This is a genomic window from Enterocloster aldenensis (assembly GCF_003434055.1).
GTDB classification, from domain to species: Bacteria; Bacillota; Clostridia; order Lachnospirales; family Lachnospiraceae; genus Enterocloster; species Enterocloster aldenensis.
The window spans coordinates 169,759-196,371 of the sequence record NZ_QVEX01000002.1; the positions used below are offsets into that span (position 1 = coordinate 169,759).

At 50.1% G+C, this 26,613-nt stretch carries 18 protein-coding genes and 4 pseudogenes; 7 read left to right on the top strand and 15 right to left on the bottom strand.

Going from position 1 to position 26,613, the window contains the following annotated elements; all coding sequences use genetic code 11:
• Positions 1-121: 121 nt before the first annotated feature.
• On the bottom strand, positions 122-2,377 hold the full coding sequence (locus tag DWX59_RS07145) for a bifunctional diguanylate cyclase/phosphodiesterase (protein ID WP_117557571.1): 2,256 nt from the start codon (positions 2,375-2,377) through the stop codon (positions 122-124).
• A gap of 332 nt (positions 2,378-2,709) precedes the next feature.
• On the opposite strand from DWX59_RS07145, the gene tdh reads away from it, so the two are divergent.
• Positions 2,710-3,762, top strand: a complete 1,053-nt coding sequence (tdh, locus tag DWX59_RS07150; RefSeq protein ID WP_117557573.1) for an L-threonine 3-dehydrogenase — start codon at positions 2,710-2,712, stop codon at positions 3,760-3,762.
• A 24-nt stretch (positions 3,763-3,786) separates the two neighbouring features.
• Complete coding sequence (locus tag DWX59_RS07155; RefSeq protein WP_117557575.1) at positions 3,787-4,986, top strand: glycine C-acetyltransferase; 1,200 nt, start codon at positions 3,787-3,789, stop codon at positions 4,984-4,986.
• An 84-nt stretch (positions 4,987-5,070) separates the two neighbouring features.
• On the opposite strand, the gene DWX59_RS29590 is transcribed toward DWX59_RS07155, so the two are convergent.
• The gene (locus DWX59_RS29590) at positions 5,071-5,196 is read right to left on the bottom strand and encodes a hypothetical protein (protein WP_268878101.1); all 126 of its coding nucleotides are present in this window, start codon (positions 5,194-5,196) and stop codon (positions 5,071-5,073) included.
• Between the two features lie 73 nt (positions 5,197-5,269).
• Between DWX59_RS29590 and DWX59_RS07165 the strand changes: the two genes are divergently transcribed.
• Entirely contained in the window at positions 5,270-6,169 is a 900-nt protein-coding gene (locus DWX59_RS07165; protein WP_117558000.1) for a LysR family transcriptional regulator, read from the top strand.
• A 27-nt stretch (positions 6,170-6,196) separates the two neighbouring features.
• On the opposite strand, the gene garD is transcribed toward DWX59_RS07165, so the two are convergent.
• From garD to DWX59_RS07180, 3 genes are all read right to left on the bottom strand, one after another.
• The gene (gene garD, locus DWX59_RS07170; RefSeq protein ID WP_117557579.1) at positions 6,197-7,714 is read right to left on the bottom strand and encodes a galactarate dehydratase; all 1,518 of its coding nucleotides are present in this window, start codon (positions 7,712-7,714) and stop codon (positions 6,197-6,199) included.
• Positions 7,715-7,851: 137 nt separating this feature from the next.
• Positions 7,852-9,714 (bottom strand): CE1 family esterase, encoded by a 1,863-nt coding sequence (locus DWX59_RS07175; protein WP_117557581.1) that lies wholly within the window; start codon positions 9,712-9,714, stop codon positions 7,852-7,854.
• Positions 9,715-9,775: 61 nt separating this feature from the next.
• Positions 9,776-11,056, bottom strand: a complete 1,281-nt coding sequence (locus DWX59_RS07180; protein ID WP_227116568.1) for an SLC13 family permease — start codon at positions 11,054-11,056, stop codon at positions 9,776-9,778.
• Positions 11,057-11,271: 215 nt separating this feature from the next.
• Here DWX59_RS07180 and DWX59_RS07185 point away from each other — a divergent pair, with 215 nt between their 5' ends.
• From DWX59_RS07185 to DWX59_RS07200, 4 genes are all read left to right on the top strand, one after another.
• Positions 11,272-12,261, top strand: coding sequence for a LysR family transcriptional regulator (locus tag DWX59_RS07185; protein ID WP_117557585.1), 990 nt, complete (start codon positions 11,272-11,274; stop codon positions 12,259-12,261).
• On the top strand, positions 12,242-13,186 hold the full coding sequence (locus DWX59_RS07190) for a LysR family transcriptional regulator (protein WP_117557588.1): 945 nt from the start codon (positions 12,242-12,244) through the stop codon (positions 13,184-13,186). Before DWX59_RS07185 ends, DWX59_RS07190 begins: the two co-directional genes overlap by 20 nt.
• Positions 13,187-13,276: 90 nt before the next feature.
• Positions 13,277-14,818 carry a MocR-like pyridoxine biosynthesis transcription factor PdxR gene (pdxR, locus tag DWX59_RS07195; RefSeq protein WP_117557590.1) on the top strand — a complete coding sequence of 514 codons (1,542 nt, stop codon included), beginning with the start codon at positions 13,277-13,279 and terminating at the stop codon, positions 14,816-14,818.
• 28 nt (positions 14,819-14,846) lie between these two features.
• Positions 14,847-16,025, top strand: a complete 1,179-nt coding sequence (locus tag DWX59_RS07200) for an aminotransferase-like domain-containing protein (protein ID WP_117557592.1) — start codon at positions 14,847-14,849, stop codon at positions 16,023-16,025.
• Between the two features lie 694 nt (positions 16,026-16,719).
• Here the strand turns inward: DWX59_RS07200 and DWX59_RS07210 are convergent.
• The 10 genes and pseudogenes from DWX59_RS07210 to DWX59_RS07265 form a co-directional block, all read right to left on the bottom strand.
• Positions 16,720-17,304: pseudogene (locus DWX59_RS07210) on the bottom strand (RloB family protein); the annotation flags it as partial.
• Between the two features lie 103 nt (positions 17,305-17,407).
• A complete protein-coding gene (locus DWX59_RS07215) occupies positions 17,408-18,643 on the bottom strand; it encodes an AAA family ATPase (protein ID WP_235844972.1) in 1,236 nt (411 codons plus the stop codon).
• A 337-nt stretch (positions 18,644-18,980) separates the two neighbouring features.
• A pseudogene (locus DWX59_RS29250) lies at positions 18,981-19,085 on the bottom strand (ATP-binding protein); the annotation flags it as partial.
• Between the two features lie 89 nt (positions 19,086-19,174).
• Positions 19,175-19,495 (bottom strand): annotated as a pseudogene (locus tag DWX59_RS07230) (L,D-transpeptidase); the annotation flags it as partial.
• Positions 19,496-19,546: 51 nt separating this feature from the next.
• Positions 19,547-19,963, bottom strand: a pseudogene (locus DWX59_RS29865) (peptidoglycan binding domain-containing protein); the annotation flags it as partial.
• 93 nt (positions 19,964-20,056) lie between these two features.
• Positions 20,057-21,184 (bottom strand): alpha/beta hydrolase family protein, encoded by a 1,128-nt coding sequence (locus DWX59_RS07245; RefSeq protein ID WP_117557598.1) that lies wholly within the window; start codon positions 21,182-21,184, stop codon positions 20,057-20,059.
• A 79-nt stretch (positions 21,185-21,263) separates the two neighbouring features.
• Positions 21,264-22,508, bottom strand: a complete 1,245-nt coding sequence (locus DWX59_RS07250; protein ID WP_166460184.1) for an ABC transporter permease subunit — start codon at positions 22,506-22,508, stop codon at positions 21,264-21,266.
• A gap of 5 nt (positions 22,509-22,513) precedes the next feature.
• On the bottom strand, positions 22,514-23,554 hold the full coding sequence (locus DWX59_RS07255) for an ABC transporter permease subunit (protein WP_117557603.1): 1,041 nt from the start codon (positions 23,552-23,554) through the stop codon (positions 22,514-22,516).
• A 2-nt stretch (positions 23,555-23,556) separates the two neighbouring features.
• The gene (locus tag DWX59_RS07260; protein WP_117557605.1) at positions 23,557-25,149 is read right to left on the bottom strand and encodes a sugar ABC transporter ATP-binding protein; all 1,593 of its coding nucleotides are present in this window, start codon (positions 25,147-25,149) and stop codon (positions 23,557-23,559) included.
• 180 nt (positions 25,150-25,329) lie between these two features.
• Complete coding sequence (locus tag DWX59_RS07265; RefSeq protein WP_117557607.1) at positions 25,330-26,547, bottom strand: DUF3798 domain-containing protein; 1,218 nt, start codon at positions 26,545-26,547, stop codon at positions 25,330-25,332.
• Positions 26,548-26,613: the final 66 nt, after the last annotated feature.

The following is a 26,613-nucleotide window of genomic DNA, read 5'->3' on the forward strand; positions in this document are numbered from 1 at the left end:
ACGGCTTAGGGTCTGTTCGAAAATTCATTCCCGCCAGCTGCCCTAAGGAATCCACCATAGGTACCCCTTAGGGCAAAGCACGCCCCACTTTGTGGGACGCACAGCTGGCGGAAAGCAATTTTCAAACATGCCCAAGGATTCTTTCTTCGAATTCATCTGCCGGCATGGGTTTTGCAAAATAGTATCCCTGCCCTATGTCACAGCTGACCGATTGCAGGAACCTCAGCTGGACTTCATTTTCAATCCCCTCAGCAACCGTTGTGATTGAAAGCGCCTTGGCAAGATGGATGATGCTTTCAATCACCACCTGGCCCCGTGGAGAGGTGGACTGTTCCGACAAAAACTCCTTATCCAGCTTCAGTTCCGCAATGTCCAGGTCCTTTAAGGTATTCAGGGAAGAATAACCGCTGCCGAAATCGTCCATGGATATGGAAAATCCCATATTATGGAGTTTACTGATTACCATCTTGACCCGTGCCAGATTGCTCATGGCCACGCTTTCCGTCACCTCAAGGATAATCATGTCCGGGTCAATGCTGTACCGGTCCACTATCTGGCGGAACTTATCAAGGAACTCTTCATCATAGAAAAATATCCTGGACTGGTTCACGGATATGGGCCGCACCTTGTATCCCAGTTCCGTCCAATGGGAAACCCGGCGGCAGGCCTCCTCCAGCATATACATATCCAGTTCAGTGATGAATCCGTTCTCTTCGAATATGGGGATGAACTCATCCGGATAATGTATGATTTCCCCGTCCGAACACCAGCGGACAAGGGCCTCCGCACTGTGAAGGGACCCATCCTCCAGAAAATATTTGGGCTGGAGATACATATGGAATTCCCCATTGGCCAGCGCAGCCTGCATCTGACTGGCAATCTCAATCTTCCTGCGCGCCTTCTCATGCATTTCCTCATCATAAAATGCAATGGGGTTGGCAGTATTGCCATTGACGCTGTTAAGGGCCAGCAGGGCGCCGTTAATCACGGTATCAGGCGATAGGGGGGCCTGTCTGTCCGGGCCCGGCGCCTGTATGAGATAGACCCCGAAATTGCAGTTGAAACGGTAGTCCTGATTCGGGCTTACGGTATATTCGTTTATGTCCTTCTGTATTTTCTTAATCCGGTCCGTCAGTTCTTCCCTGTCCTGGTAATAAACCAGCATCCCGAAACGGTCGGCATTGTCCCTGTAATAGCGTTCCCCCTCCCTGATGCTGCCGCGCAGGACCCGTGCAATATGCAGCAGGAAAAGATTCCCTTTCTCAAAACCGAAAAATTCATTCACAAACTTAAACCCGCTTATATTCATCAATACAACGGCGCGGTCCGCTGTCTCCTTTAACAGGCCGGGCAGTTCCGACACAAAACGGTTCCGGTTGTCGGCTCCTGTCAGGCTGTCCTTATATGCAAAGAGCCTGAGGGATTCATGCTCCCTTTTTAATAAGGTGTAAATATACAGGAACAGGACAGCGAATAAAAGGAAAATGCAGGCCATCACACAGGCAAACACAAGAAATACGGTATCAAAATTATGATTCAGGAATGTCTGGGGCACCAGGCAGAATATCTGCCATCCATTCACCCCCACCGGAATGAAGGTTACCCAGTAGGCATTGCCCTGATAATGGAAAACAGCAAACGAATCCCCTCCCGTTCCAATGTCGGCCAATATGGATGAGCGGACTTCATCCGTGATATCCCCGTCTTCAAAGATGTTGTCCATCTGTTTATTGATGACCGCATGGCCGGAACGCAGGACGAAATTCCCTTCCCGGTCAATGATATGTACATAGGCTATGCCGTCAAAAATATCCTGGCTGATGATTTCCGAGAGATTGGATGTGGTCCGGGTAGCCGTGACCGCGCCCATGACATTCCCGTCATGAATGACCGGAACCCCGTAACAAACCACGGTATTATCTGACATCTTGTCTTTCATGATTCCGGAAACAGCGGACCTGCCTGACAGGGTCCTGGATATGAAGTCTTCATCGCTGATATCCACCCCATCGTGCCGGTTGCCGTCCGTATCGATAAAATATCCCTTGCGGTCAGGATAGACAAAACCCATATGGATAAAGTCATTGTGGCTGCATTCTTCCTCCAGATAAGACAGCACCGTATCCAGGTCCACGGCGCCGTCCTGACCTGTTATGGCAGCAACCGCGTCCAGGGTCTGGATATCCCCGTCAATCTGGGCCCTAATGATATTCTTATACTGGGATACAATCTCCTTCATATACTTCTGCGCTTCTTTTTCCTGGGTGCCTTTTATACTGAAATAGCTGACGCCGCCTATCAGCACCAGAATGACACTGACAATTGAAAACAGGGCAACCGCTATGGCAATCTGCTTTTTTACATCCTCTCTGGCCAAGACTTTTCCTCCTATGCATCACAAGAACATCCTGATTTTTATCATACACCATAATTATAAGTTATTCAATCATCACAAATAATAAATAAAATTTGTTTTCCGAAACCTGCCCCTATCTGTAAATACAAAAAAGCGGCCCGGAATCAAGGGCAATGTATCCCAACAGAAGACATCTGTTCGTGTTCATATCACAAATACATTTTGTCAAAAAATGTCCGCCTGATACGGATATTTTTCTTGATATTTCAGCTGTCTGCACTTATAATGGATGTATAAGATACTTGGAAATGAGCTGTTTTTCACACTCGCATATGTAGCAAGGGGGTTATATCATGCAGGATCATACCATGTGGGCTTTAACAAAGAAAAAGCCGGAAGCCGGGCTCTGGATGGAGCGTGTCCCGGTTCCGGAAGTAGGACCAAATGATGTGAAGATTAAAATTCACAAAACAGCCATCTGCGGTACAGACGTACATATCTATCAATGGAATGAGTGGGCGCAGCACACAATTCCCATAGGCCTTACGGCCGGACACGAATATGTGGGGGAGATTGTGGAGGTCGGTTCCGGGGTGGACGGACACACCGTAGGGGACCTGGTATCCGGGGAAGGCCATATCACCTGCGGCAGGTGCAGGAACTGCCTGGAGGGACATAAGGAAAACTGCAGGGACGCCAAGGGTGTGGGCGTGAACCGGAACGGCGCTTTCGCGGAATATCTGGTAATCCCCTCCTCCAATGTATGGAGCTGCCGCCCCAATATACCGGAGGAGCTGTATGCAATATTTGATCCCTTCGGCAATGCCACCCATACGGTGCGTTCCTACGACGTGCTGGGCGAGGATGTGCTCATTGCAGGCGCAGGACCGATCGGCATCATGGCTGCGGCCATTGCAAAGTTCAGCGGCGCCCGCCATGTGGTGGTTACGGATATGAATGAATACCGCCTGGACCTGGCCAGGAAGCTGGGGGCCACCAGGACCGTGAACCTGAAGCAGGAAAAGCTGAGGGATGTAATGAAATCCATCGGAATGACCGAAGGCTTTGACGTGGGACTGGAAATGTCCGGCAGCCCGGCAGCCCTCTCTGACATGATTCTCAACATGAAACACGGCGGCAACATTGCCCTTCTCGGGCTTCAGGGACGGGAAACCATTGTCAATCTGGAAACCGTGATTTTCAACGGCCTGAATATACGGGGCATTTACGGCAGGAAGGTCTGGGATACCTGGTACAAGATGACCACCATGATAGAGGCAGGGCTTGATATCTCCCAGATCATCACACACCGTTTTGATATCCGGGACTATGAAAAGGGATTTGAAGCCATGATTTCCGGACAGTCCGGCAAAGTAGTCCTTAACTGGTCCCACATAAATGAATAACCATATTGAAAAGGAGATGTAGAGATGGCCCGCAAAAATGATATATTAAGTATTTATGCAAAAGAAGTAGAGGAAATCAGGGAAGCCGGACTATTTAAGGGGGAAGCCCCCATTGCCTCTGCCCAGGGCGCACGGGTAAAACTGGAGGATGGCCGGGAGGTCATCAACATGTGCGCCAACAACTATCTTGGCCTGGGCGACAGCCAGAGACTGATTGACGCAGCCAAGAGGACATACGATGAAAGAGGTTACGGCATGGCTTCGGTCCGCTTTATCTGCGGAACCCAGGACATACACAAACAGCTGGAGGAACGGATATCCCATTTCCTTGGAACCGATGACACCATCCTCTATTCTTCCTGTTTTGATGCCAACGGAGGCCTGTTTGAGACAATCCTGGGCCAGGAAGATGCTGTGATCAGCGACGAGTTAAACCACGCTTCCATCATAGACGGGGTACGCCTGTGCAAGGCCAGACGCTACCGCTACAAAAACAATGACATGGCTGACCTTGAAGAGCGGCTGAAAGAAGCGGACGCGGCCGGAGCAAGGGTTAAGCTGATAGCAACCGACGGCGTGTTCTCCATGGACGGCATCATCTGTAACCTGAAGGGCGTATGCGACCTGGCCGACCAATACAACGCCCTAGTCATGGTGGACGACAGCCACGCAGTAGGCTTTGTGGGTAAACACGGCCGGGGCACTGCGGAATATAACGGCGTGGAGGGCCGGGTGGACATCATTACAGGCACCCTGGGCAAGGCCCTTGGCGGCGCTTCCGGCGGATATACGTCCGGCCGCAGGGAGATCATTGACCTGCTCCGCCAAAGAAGCCGTCCCTACCTGTTCTCCAACACCCTGGCCCCTGCCATCGTGGGCGCCAGCCTGGAACTGTTTGACATGCTGGAGGAGAGCACCCAGCTGCGGGACCACCTGGAGGAGACCACTGCTTATTACAGGAAGCAGCTGACCGACAATGGATTCGATATCATTCCAGGAACCCATCCATGCGTGCCGGTCATGCTTTACGATGAGAAACTGGCAGGGGAATTTGCCAGGAGGATGATGGCAAAGGGGGTCTATGTGGTTGCATTCTCCTTCCCCGTGGTACCAAAGGGCAAAGCCAGGATCCGCACCCAGGTGTGCGCAAGCCATACCAGGGAAGATATAGATTTTATTGTGGGATGTTTTAAGGAAGTGCGGGAAGAGATGGGGCTTAAATAAGGTTTTATGATCTGCCCGGATCAGATAAAAAAAGGGGGCAGCACAAGCAGCATATGCCGGTTGTGCTGTGTCCTTTTGCGTTCCCTATACCAGCGCAAAAAACTGGTCTATGGCCTGCTGGATGGTCCTGCACTGCAGTTCCTGCTTCTTAATGCATCCGGGAAACCAGCTTTTTCCGTCCCCATGCCGTTGAAAAATACGATGCAACACTGTATAATCAAGTAAAATGACATGCATATCCATAAAGCAATGACAGGGATGCAGTACGAAAGTGTGGTTTACCATGGACACCAAGCAGATTGAATACATTTTAAAAATAGCCGAGGAAGGCAATATCACCCATGCAGCTGAAAAACTGTTCCTTACACAGCCCGCGCTGAACCAGCAGCTCCTGCGCCTGGAAAAGGAACTTGGGACCCGTCTTTTCGTACGTTCCCGTACCGACTGGCGTCCAACCGAGGCAGGCATGGTCTATCTGGAAAACGCAAGGAAGATGCTGCAGCTAAAGCAGGACACCTACCGCATCATTGGCGACATGGTCTCCGACCAGAGGGGACGCCTGTCCATCGGCTTCACGCCTGGGCGTGGAATCCATATGTTCTCTGCGGTTTACCCAAGATTCCACCAAAAGTTCCCTGATGTGGCCGTGACCCCCAATGAACTGAGTGTCCATAAACAGCAGGCCTTGATCAGCCGCGGGGAACTGGATATCGGCTTCATGACGCTCAGTGAGGACCACAAGACAGGGGATGCATATATTCCCATTGCAATGGAAGAAATCTACCTGGCGGTTCCTGGCAGACATCCCTTAAGCAGCCTTGCCCCGGAAACCGGTCATGCCATTCTTGATATTTCAGCGGTCCGGAACGAACCGTTTGTGCTCATGTATAAGGAATCCACCATCCGTTCCCTGGTGGACGGGATATTTGCCCAGGCCGGCTTTGAACCCACGGTGCTGTTTGAGACCTCCAACAACGGCACGATCCTCACCATGATACAGTCCAACCTCTGCTGCGGGCTGCTGCCGGCCTATTATGTACAGGATGACCCGGATGGCATCACCTGTTTCCGGCTTCCCTCCAGGCCTGTCTGGGAGGTGGCGGCATCCTACCGGAAAGGCAGCTACCTGACCCAGGCCGCCAGGTATTTTATTGAATTAACAAAGGAGCTCTGGAATCCATGACTGAAATTCCAGATGCTACTTTTTCCATCAGGTGATTGGGGCAGGGTTGAAAATACACAGGTCATTATGGAGTCTGTACTGTTCCGCGAAGCTTTGCCTGCGTCCGCTTGCCACATCTATGATTTCCATGAACAGCCGTGTCCCTATCTCAGGAATGGTCGCCTCCCCGGTTGCGACCGGGCCAGCGTTGATATCAATCAGATCCTGCCACTGTTCCTTCATCTCATTCCGTGAGCAGACCTTTATCACAGGGGCAACGGCCAGTCCATAGGGGGTTCCCCTTCCTGTCATGAATACCTGTAGCCCGATTCCCGAAGCCAGCTGGCAGGGCCCGCAGACAATATCGCTTGCCGGGGTCGCCGCGTATATAAGCCCCTTTTTCGAAGGTTTTTCAGCAGGTGAGAGCACTTCCACGATGGGGGAGGTTCCTGATTTTGCAATGGAACCCATTGCTTTTTCCACAATATTGGCTAACCCGCCCTTTTTATTGCCCGGAGTGGGATTGGCGCTCCGGTCAACCTGGCCCGCATCCAGGTAATCATCATACCATTTCATCTCTGCCGCCAGTTTCTTTCCCACTTCCTCATTAACGCACCGGTGTCCAAGCAGGTATACGCCGTCCCGGACTTCCGTGACCTCTGAAAACAGGACCGTTGCGCCGCCCTTTACCAGCATGTCCGCCGCATAGCCCGCAGACGGATTGGCCGTGACACCTGAAAATGCATCGCTGCCCCCGCACTGCATACCGATCAGCAGGTCTGAGAGGGGGAGTGTCACACGCCTGCGCCGGTTCAAAATTGCCAGCTTCTTTTCCGCCATTTCCATCAGCGCCTCAACCATTGCATGAAAGCCTTTTATCTCCTGGAGGATGATGACATTCTCAGGGCATATATCCGCCTTGTCCAGGAGCATTTCCACGGTGAATTTCTCGCAGCCAAGGCCCACCACCATCAGCTGTCCGCCAAAATTGGGATGCTTTGCCAGGTTCCTGAGGGCCCGTATGGGCACCTTTGCTTCCGGCGCATTGATTGCCACACCGCATCCATACGCATGGTTCAGGGGGACAATGTCATCCACATTGGGATACTTTGGAAGAAGTTCCTTCCTCATCCTCTCCACCGCCACATTCAGAACACCGGTCACGCACTGGACCGTGGTGCTGATGCCCAGGATGTTCCTGGTGCCTGCCGGGCCTCCCCATGGATTGGGGTAACCTTCCCAGGTCATGACAGGCGGCTGTGGCAGATCCGTGACCAGATCCGTGGCAAATTCCATATCATCCACATCCGGCGGCGTGGGAAGCTCCAGCATGTGTTCGTTAATCCAGTCCCCCTTTTTTATCCCGTCCACGGCGTATCCAAGGACCACCCCGTAGCGGATGATTTCCCTGCCCTTTTCAATATCGCACAGGGCAATCTTGTGGGCCTGGGGGATGTCCTGGTGGGCAATGACCCCATCCATTACTTCCGTCCCTGCTTTGATGTCCTTCACGGCAATGGCAACATTATCCTGGTCTTTGATTTTTATGTACAATGGCTGGCTCATGGCGTTTCCTCCTGCTGCTATTTAGAATCTGGCTGATTAAAGCGGATGTTCCCGCTTGACTGCCTTTATCATATATCATCCTAAACAATAAGTAAAATTGATTAATCTTTTATATCTCTAATTTTTTGTTAGAGTACTCATGTGCGTCTGCAAATCCTGCCCTCATAATACAGGTCTTTGGTCACCGGATCTTTGGAAAACTTTGTAAAATAACCATTCCATACAGACTCACATTCACTTGGCCAGGTTGCATGGGCCTTGGTATCGGTTTCCGTCAGATGCAGCATAGGAACCCCATCCCCTGTCTCAAACACATAATGGGCCACGAGTCCGTCTTTAAAGCTGCAGTTCTTCCCCCCGTCCATATAGGTGTAATCCGCCCACCTCTTAGTCAGGCCATACCGTACGCACCAGTAGTCCACCAATTCCTGTGCCTGTGTAAACCCGCCTTTAAAGGCAGCGTCGCAGCAGCCCAGGTTGGCTATTATGGGAATCATGGAGCCTTCCACCGGCGGCCTCTCCCTGCTCCCATGTTCCACTGCCTCTATATCGATATGTCTTGCAGAAAATGGAGCCGCTGCCGCAAAATAGTCCGGGCGGTAAGCGGCGCAGGCCCAGCTCATCATGCCGCCGGAGGACTGTCCGCTGGCGTAGATACGGCTCTTATCAACCGGATAATGTTCTGTCAGCCACTGGTACAGGAAGTCTAAGAACCTCATATCCTCCGGACGTTCCGGCTGCGGCCCGCCAGTGTTCCACATGGCCCTGAAAATGTTATTGGTTCGGATACCGCTGATGGAACGCACTTCATTGGGTTCGGACGCAGTGGGCATGATTATCATGAAGCCATATTTATCAGCCGCATGGCTCCAGCCTATACGGTCCGCAATCTCATCCCCGCTTCCTCCGGCGCCGTGGAACACAAACACAGCCGGTATCGTTCCGTCCTTTGGCGCGGACTCCGGAACGTATGCATACCATTCCCTCCGGTAGGTATCGCGTCTGTCCCCATAGTATCCGCCCCACACATCGGCTGAAAACTTTTTAAATCCTCTTTCATATATATTGCCTGCCCGCCTCAGGGCGCCATTGTTATTACCCGGATAGCGGTAGATTCCGTCAAACAGTTCTGTCAGGACCGCCTCGCTGTAGTTCCGGTCCACGCTCTTTTCCCATGGTCCGAAATCCGCCACCACATTGGCACACCAATGTTCATCCACGGTGCCGCCTTCCTGCGGGACCCAGGTAATCCTCATCCCATCCATACCATCGGATGCAGGATTGGATGAGGCGCCGGACACTGCACTGGAACCGGCCCCGGATACAATACCGGAATCCCTGCTGTGATTCGCATACCTGTAATAGCCAATCTCCCGCTCTGCCGCTTCATCCTTTCCTGCGAATAAAAGCCACACAGGACACTGCACCTGGCTGTAACAGACGCCTTCCACACGGGACTGCGTTGTCCTCAAAACCTCTGCCTCTTCCGCTGTCATCCCGCTGGTTCCAAGCAAAGCCACCGCAGCATAGGCCCTGGGCATCCTCCTGCTCTGGGCGCCCACCGCATCCGCCGCGTCCCCATAGGCAGCCGCATAGAAATTGGCCTGGAAGGAACAGAATAAAGGCCGTACCGCAAGGTCATTGTTCAGGGCGTTGAGATAATCCATGTCAGCCTGGTCATTCCTCCAGACTCCCCCGTCCCCTGCTTCCATCAGCACCAGATAAAGCCCGTAATAATCCGAAAGCTCCTTCCATCCGCTTTCCACCATGAAGTCCCAGGGATTCCTTCCTCCCGGTATACCGATAAAGACAGTGGGCTGGTTGTAGACGGAACCCTCGGGTATGTAAAATTTCGCGGAACGGGTCACTGCCCCGCTGACAGCGCAGTCAAACTGGTAATACCCATGAAGGAACTGTCTGTAATAATTCTTTCTGTCTATTGTCACCAGGGAAGCGTCCGGCAGCGCTTGGGCCACCGGTTCCTGTAAATATGATTTCATAGCTAATACCTCACCTTTCCATATTACATAAATTGCCTGACAAGCTAAACACATCCTGATCCTACGCCGGATACACCGGGAAGAAGATGCTGGCTGAAATAACAAGTGTCACAACCGCTATCAGCAGATAGGGCAGGGTAAACTTAAGAAGTTTTCCCGGTTCATGCTGTCCAATGGCAAAGGCCAGGGCGCACTCCGCGGAACCGCTGGGAAAGGCAATGGCCATGATGGATGCAATATTGATGATCAGGACAATTCCCCTTGGGTCCATACCCGCAACCATGGACAGGGATGCCGCAATGGGAGTAAGGACAGCAGCGGTTCCCGTGTTAGACATAAAGGTGGTCATCACAATGGCGGTGACTGCAAATACAAAAAGCACGAAAATGCCGGAGGGCTTGTCCCCAAGAAGCACAAGGAGGCCATTTCCAATCATATCACCCACACCGGACCTGCCGATGGCATCCGACATGACCAGGACGCCTGCAATCATCCACACCATGTCGCCGGTCAGGGAATCCACTGTTTCCTTGGCGGTCAGGGTCTTTGTGTAAAGCAGCACCAATACGCCCGCAGCCGGGATCACATACATCAGGCTGCCAATTTTGGCCCCGAAAATGAATCCTAAAAGAACGCCGATAAATACGATATTAATAATTATCTCGTCACGCCTTGATATGGCAGCGGTCTCCTTGACTTCCTTTACATCAGAGGTATTGACCGCATGCCTTGGAATGGATTTCCATGCAAATAAAGCATAGATGGTAAGGGCGGTTGCCGGTATAAAGGAAACTTTAATAAAATCCCCGGGCAGAAGCATCAGGGCCGGATTACTTATAATCCCCTCATAATATGCATTGGCGGTGGGGGACATGGTTGCCCCCAGCCCCACCGGGAATTTAAGGCTCCATGCGGCCATGACGGCAAATGCAGCGAAAATCATACGGGAGGCACAGATTTCATCCTTATCATCAAGGGAAACCAGGAACAGGGCAACAATGGAGACAATAGCCGTCCTTCCCATAAGCTGTGACAGTACAATGGTTACCAGGAATAAAAAGACGATAAACCCAAGCCCGCTCTTTCCCTTAATCCTCTCCATGCTGTTCCTGACCTTATTAATAAGGCTTGTCTTGCCAAAGGCATAGGCAACCGTAAACATACAGGCTATCAGGATCGTTGTCTTGTTGGCCAGGCCTGAAAACGCCGTTGAAATATCAAACACACCTGTTAAAGCAAGCATCACACAGCAGGTCATGGTGGTCACGCCATAAGGAACCTTGTGTGTAAAAAACATGGCAATCATAAAAACCAGCAAACCTAACACAATATACATCTGCATAAATGTACCCCTCATACTTTCTTATCGATTAAGTAAAATTCATTTATTATATTCATACTTCCGATAACCCAAACCTGTATTCCATCCTATGCCGGCCATTAGATGCGGTTGTGTCATCCTTATAAATCTTATGTTTTCAGTATAGATTAAATATTTCTTATTGACAACCATATTAAATTCATGTTAATTTTAAGTAAAAGTTATGGAGGTTTGCCATGGACTTGAAGGACCAGAAATATATGGCGGCACTGGCCGGAGAAGGTTCCCTCACCAAGGCGGCCAGGCGCCTTAACCTGTCACAGCCAGCCCTTTCCAAATGGCTCCGGGACCTGGAACAGGAACTTGGCTTGTCATTGGTCATACGCTCCAGGCAAGGCCTGATTTTCACGGAAGCCGGGCAGATTTACCTGGAAGGCTGCAGGGAATGCCTGGAAGCCGCCCTTGATATAAGAAGGAAGCTGGACGCCCTGTCCCAGAAGGCAAAGCAAAGCATCATCCTGGGCGGAAGCCCCATACGGGGCGCCCAGGCTTTTGCCAAAATATTTCCGGATTTCCGATGTCAGTATCCGGATATCGACCTGCAGTTTGTAAGCGATAAAAACCCGGTGCTGAAAAAAATGCTGTCAGAGGGCGAGATTACCATGTCCCTGCTGGGCGCCATGGAAACCAGCCTGCCGGGCCTTGAATACCTTAAATTCATGGACGAGGAACTGCTGCTCATGCTTCCCAAGGGCCATCCTCTTTCCTACGATTACACAAAATGTCTGCCAGGCCGTCCCTATCCGGTCATGGACCTGGCAGATCTGGGCGACACCCCCATCCTTGGAAGCGCCCCCGAAACCTCTTACGGCAACATGGTCCTCTCAATTTACCGGAATGCAGGACTGGAGCCCAATATCATATTCCGCTCCAACGTGGTGCCCCTTCTCTACGAAATGGTGCTCAACGGCGTGGGGGCGGCCATGATTCCGGATTCCTATTATAATCCGGACGACGGCATCTGTGTGTATTCCCTTTCACCGCGTATCATCGTATACCAGGGAATCGGCCTGAGGAGCGGTTATCCCCTTTCAGAGGCAGAGGAATACCTGATCCACCTTGTGATGAACAACTGGGGCTCCCCCTATTACATGCACCAGTATGCCGATTATTATCTTGAACAAAGGAAATTAAGGATAGACGCCTATGAATACAACCAGATTTGAATACCTTTTGGCACTGGAACGGACCGGCACCATGACCGGGGTTGCGAAGGCATACTTCATCTCACCCTCCGCCGTCAGCCAGTGCCTAAAAAACGAAGAAGCCCAGCTGGGCCATCCGTTGTTCAGAAGCGAAAACCACAGGATGGTCCCAACCGAGGCCGGGCAGATTTATCTGAACGGAGCCAGGAAAATCCTTGAGATACGGGAAGCCACCATGGACAGGCTTAATATCATTCCCCAAAAGCACCATTCCATCCGGCTTGCAGTGGCTCCCATGCTTTATGAAAAAACAGCTTCCGTCATCATCCCGGAACTGAACGCATTGCTTCCGGGCGCTGATTTTGAGCTGATGCGGGCAGCTTCCATGGTTAGCGCTGCCTATCTTCTTAACGACCTGGCCGACTTTGCGCTGCTCTGCTCACAGCCCTTAAACCATACCCTGCTTTCAGAAGATATCCTGGGCCAGGACCAGCTGCTGCTCATCGTCCCCAAGGCATATCTGCGCAGGCAGCTGACCGGCCCCCCAACCATAGAGGACTGCGGTCCCCTGCCCTTCATCCTTTTGAAAAACGGCTCCTATACCCGCGGCATTGAAAATGAAATCCTTGCAAAACACCATATATCCCTGAACCGTATATATGAAGTGGACGACCATATCATGGCCAGGAATTTCCTTGAAGAGGGACGGGGCGCCACCTTCCTGCCTTCCTCCATGATTCCTTCCCATGCAGAACAGCACTTTTTCATACTCCCCCTCCATCCGCCGAAACCGTTTCATTTCATACTGGCATATCCTAATTACAAAAAACCGGATAAAGACAAAAGGGATGTGCCGGGAATCATTAAAAAGGCGTGGGGGAAGATAGACTTTGATTTTTATGATAAATTCCATAAAGCCATCCCCTCCCAGAGTCCCCCCGGATAATTGGTTGTATAAAATCAATCCAAATTGGATGTTGATATATAGACATTTTCCGTTTACAATCCCATCATACCCAACCAATCGGAGGCAGGCATGAACATCCATATTGATAAATCAAAAAAAATCCCCTTATACAGGCAGATAGCGGAACAGATCCAGGCGCAGATTGTCTCCGGTGAAATCCCCGAGGGATTCAGGTTTCCCTCAGAGCGCCAGCTGGCGGACGCCCTTGGTGTCAACCGGACCACCATACTGAACGCCTACAAGGAATTAAAGGCCGACGGCCTGATGGATTCCCACGTGGGAAGGGGGACCACTGCCGTCCGGCCGGGCAGCAGCAGACCGGACAGCGGCAGGCCGGACAGCGGCAGGCCGGACAGGCGTCCCTATCCCAGGGAACCCATGTGGGAGTATCTGTTCAGCGATTATCTGAAGCATCATGATAATTTTGATGTAAATAAATATCTGGAGATAGCCAACCAGAAGGATGTCATATCCTTTGCGGCCGGGATTGCCTCGGTTGACACCATCCCGGCCCAGGCCTTTGAAGGGATTGAGGACCAGCTGATAACCGGCCGCGAACGGCTGCTGGTCTCGCCCGTGACAGGCTTTTACTCCCTGCGCAAAGTGATATGTTCCTATATGCAGAAGCGCTCCTGTTTCTGCCAGCCATCGGAAATCATGGTACTATCCGGTTCGCAGCAGGGCATTGACCTTATTACAAGGGCTTTCATCAATCCCGGGGATGTGGTGATAATCGAAGAACCCTCCTTCTTTCCTGCCATACAGGCTTTCCGTCTGGCCGGGGCGAAAATCATGGCCGTACCCATGGACGGGGACGGGATGAATGTGGAAATACTGGAACAGCTGCTGGCCCGTTATCAGCCCAAGCTGATCTACACCATGCCGGTCTTCCACAATCCATGCGGCGTTTCAATGAGCATGGACCGGCGTATCCGCCTGCTGGAACTGGCCGGCCGGTACGGCATCCCCATATTGGAGGACGACCCCTACAGCGAACTGTACTATGAGGCCCAGCCCATGTCCCCCTTAAAATCAATGGACCAGGACGGACATGTGATTTATCTCAGCACCTGCTCCAAGACAATATCCCCTGGCCTGAGGCTGGGATGGATGTGCGCCAGCAGGAAACTGATATCCCGGCTGTCCGGCATACGCCAGCTGACCGACCTGCATTCCAGCTGCATTTCCCAGCAGATTGTGGAACGTTTCATGGGCAGCCGGGACATGGAGCATCATCTCGCCTTTATCCGCAGGGAATACCGGGAGCGGCGCGATATTATGATAGAAGCCCTGAACCGATACGCGCCTCCCGGATTATCCTGGAACCGGCCCGAAGGCGGTTATTATCTGTGGTGCAGGCTTCCTGAAGGAGTCCCTGCGTCTGAACTTACTGCAAAAGCAGCAGCAGAAGGCGTTGCCGTGCTGCCCGGTGTGCCCACCTATCTGTCCCCTCAAAAGGGAGATGGCCATATCAGGCTCAACTACACCTATCCTCCAAAGGACCGGATTGCAGGCGGGATAGAAATCCTGTGCAGCGCCATCCGCCCGTTCATTGCCGCCCAAAAGGAGGAAGAGGCAGTGACTGCCGGCGAAATCAATCCTATCCTTTAATAAATCCAATTCCATAAGGAGAACCATCATGAAATATAACTACGCAAGAAGAATGGCGGATATGAAAGCATCCGAAATACGGGAACTGTTAAAGCTGACAGAAAAGCCGGAGGTCATCTCCTTTGCCGGAGGCCTTCCTGCCCCGGAACTGTTTCCCATAGAAGAAATCAAACAGGCAAATGATCATGTCCTGGACCACCATGGCTGCCAGGCCCTGCAGTATTCCACCACGGAAGGCTACCGGCCCTTAAGGAAATGGATCGCACAGCGCATGAACACCCAGTTAGGCACTTCATTTGATGTGGATGATATCATGATAACCAATGGCTCCCAGCAGGCCCTTGACCTTTCAGGAAAATTATTTTTGGACGAGGGGGATGTGGTACTGTGCGAAAGCCCCACCTATCTGGCTGCAATCAGCGCCTTCAAGGCATATGGATGCAGGTTTATGGAGGTTGCCACGGATGGGGAGGGCATGATCATGTCTGAACTGGAACATGCATTAAAGACTGAACCGGATGCAAAGCTGGTTTATGTAATCCCTAATTTCCAGAATCCAACGGGAAGGACATGGAGCCTTAAGCGCAGGCAGAAGCTGGCAGAACTTTCAGCCGCATACAATGTTGCGGTAATCGAGGACAATCCTTATGGGGAACTCCGTTATGAAGGCAGCTTCCTGCCATCCATAAAATCCTTTGATTGTACCGGCAATATCATATGCACCGGGACATTTTCAAAAATCCTCTGTCCGGGCTTGCGCATCGGCTGGATTGCCGGGGAAGCGGAGGTCATACGCAAGTATGTCCTTGTCAAACAGGGTGTGGACCTGCAGTGCAGTACCATTGCCCAGATGGTCATTTCCGCCTATCTGGAACAATATGATATTGACGCGCATATCAGGAAAATACGCGAGGTCTACAGAAAGCGCCGGGATGTGGCCCTTGACGCCGTAAACCGCTATTTCCCATCCGATATAAAATACACGAAACCGGAAGGCGGGCTTTTTCTTTGGATAGAATTAAATGATGCCGTTGATACGGTTGCGCTGCTTGAAAAGTGTCTTGAATACAACGTTGCATTCGTGCCCGGCAATTCCTTCTATCCCAACAGGAATAAACCGAACACCCTGAGGATTAATTTCTCCAATATGCCGGAGGACAGGATTGAGGAAGGGATTGCGCGGATAGGACAGGTACTGGATGTATAAGACAATCTGACGGCAGTCTTATTAATTCACCGGGCATATAAGGCCAAGGATAACCGTACGATGTTAAATTACATGGTCTGGATTGCCCGCAGCGGTGCTCCCTGGCGGGATCTGCCAGAATCAGACACATTTTGGTAAAGCGCTTATTATCTGATTTAAGGTAGAAATATTGCAAGCCAACTGATAATTTAGTGAAGGCTGATCTGGGTGCCGGCGGCTGGAAATGAGGGCGTTTTTGATGGATATGGGATAAAAAACAGACGAACCGCTCTCACCGGCGTGGGATTTTGAGAGGGAATTTCTAAGAATCATTTGAAATTGTGGAATGGATTGATTATAATAGAGATGTAAAAAGAAAACACCCACTTCAAAAGTGGATGCTCCCAAAAGGTTATGTTATGCCCTTACGGACACCGCTCACCCTGTGGATCAGACAGGGTGGGCAATCAAGCTTCCAAAGGACATCAGCAATGCTAATATACCTATAAAGATTGAAATAATCTCGTATGCTGTCATAGGCGCTACCGTCTTCGCTCCGCTTCGGTCCTCGCTAAACGGATGTCCACCGGACATCCAGCGACCTTTCCTATGTATTCCGGCGAACCGGTTTTACTAAGTCTGGGAGGTGCCACTCCTGTCGTGAGTGTTTTCCTAATATCCATTTTGGCATAAGACATATTCATTTTACCTTCTCCTAAAATTTTTTCTTGTTTTCTTCCGGCAAATACTTCACCAGTTCCTCTACCAACCCATACACCTTCGTTCCTGGTGCAATATCTGCCGGCATTTTGCCTTGTCCATCTTTCATGATACGTTTCGCATATCGAATTGCCAATTTCGGATTCCCTTTTTCCATCAGAATATTGAAAATATCTTTCATGTTCTTCTGATATTTTCCTATCCCCAATTCTCTGAACTTATCATTCAGGAACGCAATATACTCTGTCCGGTGATTATTTGCTGTGTAATACGCAAAATGCAGAAGAAACCAGAACTCAATACACTCATTGCTCCATGCAGCATGGTACTGCACATCCGGATTTTCCTGATTCAATCGTTCCGCTCTCTGCACTACACCATTAAAATCTTTTGCCGGAAAGCTGTCTTTCTCGTATACACACCAAATCTGCCCTTTCTCGATTTTGTTCTTCTTCACATACTTCTCAGCCATTCCAATTACACGCATCGTTTCCGCCTGACATGGCTCTATTTCAATAAGCACCATATCTCTATAAATTGGATTGTCTTCAATACATCGCTTAAATCCCTCAAAATATAATGGCTCGGTCTGCTAACCTTCGCAGAAGATATAGTACCGGAATTCTTTTTTCTCCAAATGTTCCTGCCGACGCTTTTTCTTCCACGCCTCCATTCCAGCTTTCTTAGGCATTGACCTTCCCCCAATCTATGATTTTTCTGAGGTACGGGTCAGCCCCATACTTGCCTTCCAGATACTGTTTATCAAATTTTGCATCTTTGCGGACAGATTCTCCTTTATCGTTTTTGAACTCTACCAGAGAATACAGCTTTGAATTCTGCCTGTTTCCTTTTGCGACAAACCAGATTTCATCTCTTCGGAATACTTCGCTGTTCATGGTAGAGAGGTCATGGGATGTAAATATCAACTGTGCCCCATGCCGATTAATTTCCATATCATTGAACATCATAATAATGTGACGCAGTAAAGCCGGATGGATTTTTGCATCTAATTCATCAATTACCAATGTAGTGCCGGAAGCCAAACTATCTGCAATAAATGGCAGCAATCCAAATAATTTTTTTGTACCGCTGGACTCATCGGACAAATTCAGCTCGGATTCATAACCATCCACAATATGTTTGGTATAAACCTCAATCCGTTCATTTTCCATTTCTTCTACACGGAAATTTACAATATCCAAATCCATTTCCTGAATCATGTCCAAAACAAGTGACTTCACATCATCAGAATTTGCTATTGCCATCCGTAATTCCTGAATCGAATTTCCATAATTCAAAAAGTCAATACCATATTCAAACCAATTCAGTATATCCTTTATCACTTCATTTTTTCTGTATGTGATTCCTAAGTAAGAAAGCAATGTCAGTGTCTCAGAAAGTTCATCACTAATTTTCAACTTTGCAAAAACACCTTTCAACTCAATACCTTCGTCTGATCGTTCAAAAAGCGCCGATTGCCTTCCAGTATCTAACTTCACACGATCCATCCTCTCGTAAAGCACGATATCCTTTTTGACCGTTAAGACGTATCTATACTCCGCAGTTTTAGTACGAAAGAAAAGTTCAAATTCCGTAGGCGCTTCTTTCTCTTCTTCGCCAAACGCGAAAGGTTCAATCAAAATTTTCTTCATTTGAAAAGGATGATAGCTATTATCATCTGTTGCGTATAATGGGCGTAATACTTTTGCTGCCAATATATGAAGTGCTTCCAGCACATTTGATTTTCCGCCACCATTAGGGCCATAAATGGCAGATACCGGCAAATACAATTCCCCATCCTTGTCTTTGATTACTCTATCTTCGTGTTCTGATATAGCAGTGGCCTGCATATCAAAAGTCATTTCATCCCTAATACTTTTGAAATTTTTAACAGTAAATTGACATAGCATGATATCCACCTCCAATGTTTATATCCTTATTATACCGCTTTTTCCTTTTTTACAAACACTATTCGAGATATTTTCTCAAATATGTGCTTATAATTTTTATTTTTAAGACTAAATTAAAACGAGTTTAGTCATAGACCAAAAACATAAATCATAAAATAACCTGCTTTTTTACTCGTTAAAAAGAGCCACTCAAATCGAATGGCTCTCACTCCCTGCACATGGCATCTTCCGTTGCGCTGCTTCCTCCTGTAATATCCGTTCCATTTTGATTTTGTTCACTTCCACAAATATTTTTGCTATGTAATCGGCAGTTTCCTCCGCCGTATTCGGATTGCGAAAGCGGAAATATTTCAAGCAAGCGGTCATAAATCTGGGCATAAGCTGTTTTCTCCGGGTTTTGAAGTTCCTGTAAGGACAGGTTGGTGGTGACTATCAGGGGCTTGTGGCCTTTCTTTTTCCCCGCCTTTTCCCGGTCTTTGGCAATCCAGTAGCGGATAGTGGCGGCATGGCTGCTCCTTCCGGGTAATAACAGAGCACAGGTCCGAAACTGGTGCGCCAGTATCCGTCATGCATTCCGATATTTCCATTAAACGGCATCCAGTATTTGATTGGAGTCTTATAGTCCTTTCCCTTTAAGGTTGCGTTCATCTGCTTGTATGTGATTTCATAAGCACCAGCCGGGGTACGAAAGCCCTTTGCCTCATCTCCTGACACAAAATCAGACTCAATCAGCAGCTTACCCTCTTTATAAAAAAACATGTGCTGTGATGTGAGGTTCATCTCCACATAGGTATTTCCAAAATCTGGTCCATCATGACTGGCTGCTGTCTGCAGATAAACCGGCTCCCGTTCCTGGCTAGAGCGTGTTTGAAAATTGCTTTCCGTCAGCTGTGCGTCCCACTTTGTGGGAGATTTGGTCCCGATGAGGGAGGCGTAGCGGGCTACGTTGACCGAATTGGGACCAAATATACCGCGAAGTGGGGCGTGCAGATGGCGGGAATGAATTTTCAAACACGCTCTAGCCCCGGATTGTATGATTCCAATCAGCGCCTCTATCTCTGATTTCTTATCAATCATCCAGCCATAATGTCCTTTTGTGATGGAAACAACCTGTCCATAAGAAGTTTCCAATTTTTTAGTGCAATAAGCCGTATTAAATTTTACCGATAATTCCCGGACATATTCTTCCACCTTGCTCCGGTCAATCGTAACATCTCCCTTATGGTCCGTATCCAGCCATTGGACAATGGTACTGCCGTCCAGGACTTCCCTTTTGCTCCCAAAACAATATGTTACCCTTATATCCATATACGGCTTCCATTTCTCCATCTGATTGGCCAGAATCACTATTTTTTTACCATCCCCATTTTTCTTTAGGGGAGTTTTTTTACACCCCCTTCATTGACCATATCCTGTCCCCTATCATACCATATGCTTATCCGCAAAATTCATATACTGGTTCCAATCATACTCGTCCATATCATGGTCCCCGGTTTTATGGTGATGCCCCATACTGCCTTCATGAAGCGGGTTTTCCGGCAGGGGCGGTTCCTGCCGGTCCAGCCCTTTAAGACCGAACAGCCCATAGACGGGCGATGCCTGTACCAGGGATTCAAACTCAGAAGCAGGGTCCGCCCAGCTGTCATTGGTCTTTGTTGACGTGTATACCAGCCTGGGCGCCATCAGTGCTACCAGGAAATGCTGGTCAAAGGGCATTTCCTCCTCATGTCCCGCATATTTCTGATAATTCTTCGCAAACCAAAACGGGAAGCGGTTCAGGATCTGGCTGATGCTCTCTCCTGTTTTTCCCCGGGAAATCGCATCCCCGCTGTTTCCCGAACAGCTGCTGACAGCCATTGCAAAACGCTCATCCTGGGCCCCGCACCACAGGGCTGTCTTGCCTCCCCTGGAATGGCCTACCACGGCAGCCCTTTTCTCATCTATGAGGGGCTCTGTCTCAAAGTAATCCATCACCCGGCTTGCAGCCCATGCCCACACCGTAATGGTCCCCCATGCATCGTCCGGGCGGGAATCCTGGTATTCCGGAAACAGCCGGTGAAAACCAATGGAAAATCCCTCCTCATAATCCGGGGCCACCTCCTGGGTCCTGAACACGGCGCATGCATAACCTCTGGAAATAATGGTTTCAGCCGGGTAGAAGGAACTGTAAAACTCCCTTGCCGGGTCACAGTTCATTGTGCCCCTGTTGCAGATTTCCACAAAAGCCGGAACCGGTTTATCCGCATTGGCGGGAATGAACACCTCGAAGGTGAAGATAAAATTCCGGTCCCCGCGGATTGCCTCAACCTCCACGGTCTTACGGACCGCCCGTCCGTTCATGATTTTCCCGCCCTGCCTGACAGCGGCCACACGTATGTTGATCTGCACGTCGCCCATATCCGGGAGACATCCATACTCTTCCTTTCTCAAAATCCCTAAAATCTCCGGTCTGCGTTTTCCTGTCCAGTCCTCTGCGGTTTTCACCTCTGTTCCGTCAAGACAGGTAAATAACGAGGGGACATTCCTCTTGTTTTCTGGTATATGTATCATTTAGGATTCTCCTTTTTCTTATATTCATTTCATTCCTGCAAACAGCCTGTGCATCTTGATTCCAATTTTCAGACACGCCTTAGGCTTCCGCCTCCGCCGCTGCCTTTGCATTCTCCTGGGCCTTATGCATTGCATGCAGCACCAATGCCACGGCAATGACGCCGTTTGATATGATGGTACGGAAATATTCCCCCACCTGGCTGTCATTGAAAATCTTTGTACCGGCAGCCGGGGCCAGCAAAAACAGCAGCTGGAACAGGACCACTCCGATAAAGGCCTGTTTTACATTGGCCCGGTCAATGGACGCGCCCCCCACCAGCAGTGCGGCGATGGAGAAGGTTCCCACATTCTGCTGCGCCGTATAGGTGCTGAAGGTACCCATGTTCTGCAGGAAGGCAAACTGCCCCCAGGATGCCAGGACCGTGGAAAATATGGTTGCAATGATACGTATTTTGTTCACGTTGATACCCGCGGACTCCGCTATGTGGATATCGTTCCCAACGCTCCTGAAATCCTGCCCCAGCTTTGTGTTCATGACAAACTGGCACAGCAGGCTCACCAGCAGGATAAAAATAAGTGTAATGACCGGGATGCTGCATCTGCGGATGACGGCCGAGGTCACCGGAACCACCAGCAGCGCTGCCAGCAGGATACCCAGACAGGCCCATCTGGCAATCTGCTTCACACGCCCTGCTTTCTGTTCCTCATCCTTTGATTTCCAAAGCCGGAATCCGGTATAGGCAGTGAATATGGCAAAACCGATGATGCACACAGTGGAAAGCGGCAGTTTATACGCCGCATCCAGGGCGCCCTTCATCCCTTCCTGCAGGTTCAGGGTGTCCTTTACCCCAATGCCCGTGCTGATACTCAGCTGGTCATCCCAGAACGGAATCACGGTTCCCAGAAGCACCAGGAATATAAGCAGATATATGCCCTGGCCGAAATAGCCCGCAATCATGCCGGTAATCATTTCCTGGCCCCTTGTCCTGTTAAATAACCTGCCCAGAAGATAGCCGCAGAGCACGGAAACCGCCGTACACATCAAAAGCGCCGCCCCAATACCGGCCGCGCCAGTAAGCCGCCAGTGGGTCACGAAGATAAGGGCTGCCTGTGCGCTCATGGCCCCCACCACAATGCCGAAGTTCAGTCCCATACCGGTAAGGATGGGTATGATAAGGGCCAGGACCATGATACTGTTCCTCATGACACGGTTAATCAGGTCGCTGGCAACCACATAGGGATTCTGTCCCGCAATGGTATATGCCGCAATACACAGCATACAAAAGAATAAAACCACAATATTTTCTGAAATCCATTTTTTCATCTGATTCATTTTTGCCTCGAGCCCTTTCCTAACGCGTACAGAATAATACCATTGCTAATAATCATCCTTACAATATCCGAAATATTGCTTTCCGGCAAAATAACATTGGCCACCGGCAGGGACAATGTGAGCAGCCCCTGGAAAATCATGACTCCAAACAATACGTTAAAAATAGATGCTTTTTTATTGGAAGCCCCGCCTATGAGCACTGCGGCCACTGCGGAAAATGACATCATTTTCGGCGAATCATAAAACTGCAGGAACCCAAAACTCTGGGCATAGACCAGGATTCCGATACCGCCAAGGACCGTGGACAGGGTAATGCCCCATATCCGCATTAGGTCAACATTGATTCCGTTGGCCCTGGCAAGTCCGGGGTTCTGTCCCGCGGCCCGCATCATGGTGCCTGTCTTGGAATGCAGGTAAAGATACATCAGAAAGCACATGGCAAAAAGAAACAGGAAGGTTCCCGTAGGAATGACCAGGTCCCCCAAATGGATCGGCAGGAATCCATCCAGGATATCCGCCCAGTATTCTGCCAGCGTAACATCCTTCCTGACCCCGCGGCCCATCTGCATCCGCAGGACAAGGTTGTTCAGGGGGGCGAACAGCCAGACAATGCACATGATGGAAATCATGGTAAAACCAACATAAGTGGCGATGATCATCTCAGAACCCTTGACCCGGTTCATCAGCTGCCCGTAAAGATATCCGAACACCAGTGAAAAAGGAATGGAGCATATGATTGCCGCGGCAAAGCCCGCAAGCCCCGTCAGCCTCAGGTTCAGGCTGATAAGGCCCCCGATCAGCCCGCATATGATGCCGATGGGAAGGGCGAAGTTCATGCCTGCGCCGCAGACCATGATCGGCACCATGGTCAGCACCAGCACGCCGTTCATGGCCATACGCGTAAATGCCTGGGAAAATAAAGTGGCGGTATTCAGTCCCAGGGCCGGGACCATGCAGGCCACCACAAGGAAAAAGGTCACTGCTACAATCCTTGTAAATCCAAAATCCTCTATGTATTTCATTAATTTAACTTTCATCCTTACTGCACCTCCACTGCGTCCAGGCCGGACATCAAAAGGCCGAATGTCTCATCGGAATCCGTTGGTTTCAGGACACTTTTCACACGGCCGTCATAGACCACCGCAATCCGGTCGCAGAGGGAACGCAGTTCCACCAGCTCGCTGGATGTAATGACAATGGTAATCCCCTTTTCCCGGTTCAGGGTCAGCAGGTAATCCAGTATCACCTTCTTGGCGCCGATGTCAATCCCACGGGTGGGTTCCGATACAAACAGCATGTCCGGTTCAAATACCACTGCCTTGGCAATACAGACCTTCTGCTGGTTCCCGCCGCTTAAGTCCGATGGATGCTGCTCGCTGCTTACACATTTGATTCCCAGTTCCCGGACCATATCGTCCGCGGTCCGTTTCATGCTCCTGCGGTCTAACTGCCGGAAGAAACCATAGGATTTGAAAAAACGGTTTTTGATCTGCATTGCCAGCAGGCAGATATTCATCCGGATGCTCTCATCCATAAGAAGGCCGATTCCGCTTCGGTCCTCGGATACAAAACCGATCCCGCTTTTAAGGATTTCCAGGGGACGGCCGAAGGGGAGCTTCTTTCCTTTGTATATGACCTCCCCGGTGGAGGGATATAGGCCGGCTATCCCGTTGGCAATGGCAAGCTTCCCCTGTCCTGCCAGTCCGCAGAACCCAAGTATCTCGCCCTTATGTATATCGATATCAACGCCCTTCACATTCTCCCCGGGCATCTTAACGCCCAGACCTTTAATCTGCATGATCGGGCCGTTTTTTCCCATCTCCTCCGGGGGCCTGCCTTCAATGGCTGAAAAGTCAACATTCCTTCCCACCATCAGCTTTGCCAGCCCCACCACATCCACTTCCCCTTTTCCAATGGTGTCCACCAGTTCCCCATCCCTGAGCACCACGATCTTATCCGATATCTCCATGACCTCATCCAGCTTGTGGCTGATGAAGATCACGGCAACCCCGGCCGCTGAAATCTCCCTGATTGTATCCAGGAGCCAGGTAGATTCCATGTCGGTCAGGACTGCCGTGGGCTCATCAAACACAATCAGCTTGATATTCTTCTTGTCGATTTCCCTGGCTATTTCCACAAACTGCTTATAGCCCACCGACATGCTTCCTACCACGGTGGACGGGTCCACCTTCAGATGGATTTTATCCAGGGCCTCCTTTGTGTCCGACTTCATATGCCGGCGGTCCAGGGTGCTCATGCTGCTGCCCACCAGGCGGCTGACCACATTGTGTTTTGTATTTTCACGGTTTAACTTTACATTTTCGGTTACCGTATAGGACGGAAGCAGCATGAACTCCTGATGCACCATCCCAATGCCCAGGTTCATGGCCTGTCCCGGCGAGACCATCTGTACGGGCTGTCCTTCCCATATGATCTGCCCTTCATATCCTCCTGTATTCACAATGCCGGCCATCCCAAACAGGATGTTCATCAATGTGGACTTTCCAGCCCCATTCTCACCTACCAGGGAGACAATCTCCCCTTTGTCCACCTGCAGGCTGACGCCTTTGAGCACCTTGTTCCGATTGAATTCTTTTACAATATTTTTCATTTCCAGAATTGTATTCTGCATTCTTTTCTCCTGACAAACCCTGTTCATGATATAACATTCATGATATAACCTGCGCTGCCACGGCACCCCGCCTGTGGCAGGATGCCTGCAGGCCCTGTATAAGGGCCTGCCCGTTACAGGTACAGCCTGGCACAAATGCCAGTGAATCCAGCACCCGCCATCTGCGCCGGGCCGTACCGGTTAGAATATATACATATCCCTTGAAACAGTGTACCAGTTTTTATATTCCTCACCGGTCTGGTCATTCACGCAGTTCTGGTAGGTAACGCTGTCCCCATAAATGTCCTTCATCAGCTTCTTCACTTCTTCCACGTCAGGAAGGCCGTCCGCCTCGTCCACCTTGCCGTCGCAGTAGTCAACCGCATACTGGAACAGGAACTCAAGTTCGCAGCGGATATAGGACTTATCCCAGCCCCCAACCCTTCCGTTCATATCATACTCACCCAGCTTATCGGAAATCAGCTTTGTCACGTACCCTGCATCGTACTTATGTTCATCATCCACTTCAAGGCCCAGGGCGCCGGAAAATGCGCTGAAAGGTGATGGGTCCGTATGGCATGGATAGATACCGCCGTTTTCCACAACCGCCTTTAACATGCTCTCCTGGATTGTGCTGACCGTTGCAAAATAGGCAACATCCTTGGTATCATACTGCTCCATCAGGGAAGGGATGTTCTCTAACAGGAACTGCTGGGCGCCGCTGATTCCTGCATCACCGGCAGGATCCGGCATGGTGACCTGTTCAAACCTGACTCCGTTTGCTTCACATACTTCCTGCATGGCATCCCTGTAGCGGACCTTCATGGAATTGCTCATATGGCGGGCAAAGCTGTAGAAAACAAAAACCTTGGCGCCTGTGTCAACCGCCATCTGTGCAACTGCTTTCCCGTACAGCTCCGGGTCAATGGTCAGCAGCAGGTCCCCAACCTTAGCCATCTCATATACGTCTTCATTCAGGGAACCAAACAGGAACTTAATGTCAGGGCGTTCCTCTTTAATCTTGTTCACCGTTGCAATGGTGCCGATATCCGCATTATCAAATATCATTACCTTTACATCCGGGTCCATGGCAATATTTAACGCTTTGGAGATTGTAACCTCCTGCTCATTCTGCGGGTCCTCCGGAAAAACATCCATGATGAATTTGTCTGCCCCATGCTTTTCAACCAGCAGTTCAGCCGTCCTGTAATATTCCTCGCGGGTGGCCAGGGGACTGATCATCAGTCCGATTTTATAAGTTCCGGATGTCTCCTCCGGCGCTGCCTCTGCCTGTGACTGTGCTTCTGCCGCCGTGTCCTTTGCCGCCGCAGGGGCAGCTGGTCCTGAACTTGAACCGCATGCCGTCATACCTGCAACCATAGATACCGCTAGTGCTGCTGCTAAAAAACTTTTCAACATATTCTTCTCCTCCTGATCATTGTACTATTTCCACAACCATACATGTATGTAAGCAATTACATTCTA

What these genes read in the sequence shown, in the direction of transcription:
- tdh (WP_117557573.1), top strand. Translation starts at nt 2,710, where the DNA reads ATGCAGGATCATACCATGTGGGCTTTAACAAAGAAAAAGCCGGAAGCC.
- DWX59_RS07155 (WP_117557575.1), top strand. Translation starts at nt 3,787, where the DNA reads ATGGCCCGCAAAAATGATATATTAAGTATTTATGCAAAAGAAGTAGAG.
- DWX59_RS07165 (WP_117558000.1), top strand. Translation starts at nt 5,270, where the DNA reads ATGGACACCAAGCAGATTGAATACATTTTAAAAATAGCCGAGGAAGGC.
- garD (WP_117557579.1), bottom strand. Translation starts at nt 7,714, where the DNA reads ATGAGCCAGCCATTGTACATAAAAATCAAAGACCAGGATAATGTTGCC.
- DWX59_RS07175 (WP_117557581.1), bottom strand. Translation starts at nt 9,714, where the DNA reads ATGAAATCATATTTACAGGAACCGGTGGCCCAAGCGCTGCCGGACGCT.
- DWX59_RS07180 (WP_227116568.1), bottom strand. Translation starts at nt 11,056, where the DNA reads ATGCAGATGTATATTGTGTTAGGTTTGCTGGTTTTTATGATTGCCATG.
- DWX59_RS07185 (WP_117557585.1), top strand. Translation starts at nt 11,272, where the DNA reads ATGGACTTGAAGGACCAGAAATATATGGCGGCACTGGCCGGAGAAGGT.
- DWX59_RS07190 (WP_117557588.1), top strand. Translation starts at nt 12,242, where the DNA reads ATGAATACAACCAGATTTGAATACCTTTTGGCACTGGAACGGACCGGC.
- pdxR (WP_117557590.1), top strand. Translation starts at nt 13,277, where the DNA reads ATGAACATCCATATTGATAAATCAAAAAAAATCCCCTTATACAGGCAG.
- DWX59_RS07200 (WP_117557592.1), top strand. Translation starts at nt 14,847, where the DNA reads ATGAAATATAACTACGCAAGAAGAATGGCGGATATGAAAGCATCCGAA.
- DWX59_RS07245 (WP_117557598.1), bottom strand. Translation starts at nt 21,184, where the DNA reads ATGATACATATACCAGAAAACAAGAGGAATGTCCCCTCGTTATTTACC.
- DWX59_RS07250 (WP_166460184.1), bottom strand. Translation starts at nt 22,508, where the DNA reads ATGAAAAAATGGATTTCAGAAAATATTGTGGTTTTATTCTTTTGTATG.
- DWX59_RS07255 (WP_117557603.1), bottom strand. Translation starts at nt 23,554, where the DNA reads ATGAAAGTTAAATTAATGAAATACATAGAGGATTTTGGATTTACAAGG.
- DWX59_RS07260 (WP_117557605.1), bottom strand. Translation starts at nt 25,149, where the DNA reads ATGCAGAATACAATTCTGGAAATGAAAAATATTGTAAAAGAATTCAAT.
- DWX59_RS07265 (WP_117557607.1), bottom strand. Translation starts at nt 26,547, where the DNA reads ATGTTGAAAAGTTTTTTAGCAGCAGCACTAGCGGTATCTATGGTTGCA.